The following is a 1,138-nucleotide window of genomic DNA, read 5'->3' on the forward strand; positions in this document are numbered from 1 at the left end:
TCTTCGCTCGCGGGATCTTAAATGAACTATAAAGACATTTCGCAAAAAAGCTATCCTGTGAACAGGATGCTGACCGCAGAGGAGCGGCAAAACCAGCTACGCCAGAAGGAACGCTTGGACATTACGCCGTTTTATAACGCGTCGACAGTCAAATTCAATTCCACCTTCATGGAACTGGTCGATCGATGGTTCATCTATCGCGGTTACGTGACGTTCTGTAGTCTCTTTTTTATCGCGCTCACAGTATCAATGACATGTATTGCGCTCACGGTTCCGGAATGGCATCTCGTGCCAACTTCAACAGACTGGCAGGGCATCGTGTTGTGGTGGGCGATCTGTAGTCCATTTTGGGCCTACATGCTCTGGATACTGCGAAAAGAATCCTTCCGCTGGACGCATTACCCCATCCGGTTCAACTACCGCAAGCGCATGGTGTACGTCTTCTGTCTTGACGGTGTGATTCGCTCGGCGAAATGGGACGATCTGTTCTTTACGATCAGTCGGTGTAGGCGGTCGTACACGCCGGGCTCGGGGCCGCAGATCTGGGACATTCGCGGTCACGCGCTCAAGGCAGACCGAGAAACCGTGGAATGGACCTTCGCCCTGCATGGAGACAGTGAAGATCCTCGCCAACTCAAGAACGGCTGGGAATTCGTCCGCCGCTATATGGAAGAAGGCCCGAAGGCCGTCTTTGGCGATGTCCACTGGTGCCACGACGTTGCAAGCAGACGTGAAACATTTCGCGAAGGATTGTTTGCGCTGAACCTGAACCTCAACGGGCTGCCGAGGCTCATTCAGTACATCTCCGCGCCGGTGGTGTGGCTCATTTCGATTGGTCGCGTGTTCGCAATCAGGACCAGCAAGATTCCGCAATGGCCTGCAGCGATCGAAGCGAAGTGCCGGATCGATGCGTCCGATCCCTACCAGCGCACGGCTGCGCAGAATCCAGCGAAGTTTCCGACGGACCCCGTTAGTGTGGTTCGGGAGCAGATCAGTCAATGAGTCGTCTGAGCGTTGTACGGTCATAGTCCAACGCGTTTTTCCTTCTGGAAGTTATGAGTCTTTTGATCATCCTCGTCGGTGACAGTACCGATCACGGCGGAAAAGTTGTCACGGGTTCGTCGACGCACAAGATCGG

The 1,138-nt window shown here is 54.0% G+C and carries 1 protein-coding gene; it reads left to right on the forward strand.

What is annotated here, in order from left to right; translation table 11 throughout:
* Nucleotides 1–21 precede the first annotated feature (21 nt).
* A complete protein-coding gene (locus tag PQR08_RS38530) occupies nt 22–1,002 on the forward strand; it encodes a DUF6708 domain-containing protein (RefSeq protein WP_408164466.1) in 981 nt (326 codons plus the stop codon).
* The last annotated feature ends 136 nt before the right edge of the window (nt 1,003–1,138 follow it).

Source organism: Caballeronia jiangsuensis (assembly GCF_046030135.1).
GTDB lineage: Bacteria > Pseudomonadota > Gammaproteobacteria > Burkholderiales > Burkholderiaceae > Caballeronia > Caballeronia jiangsuensis.

What these genes read in the sequence shown, in the direction of transcription:
- PQR08_RS38530 (WP_408164466.1), top strand. Translation starts at nt 22, where the DNA reads ATGAACTATAAAGACATTTCGCAAAAAAGCTATCCTGTGAACAGGATG.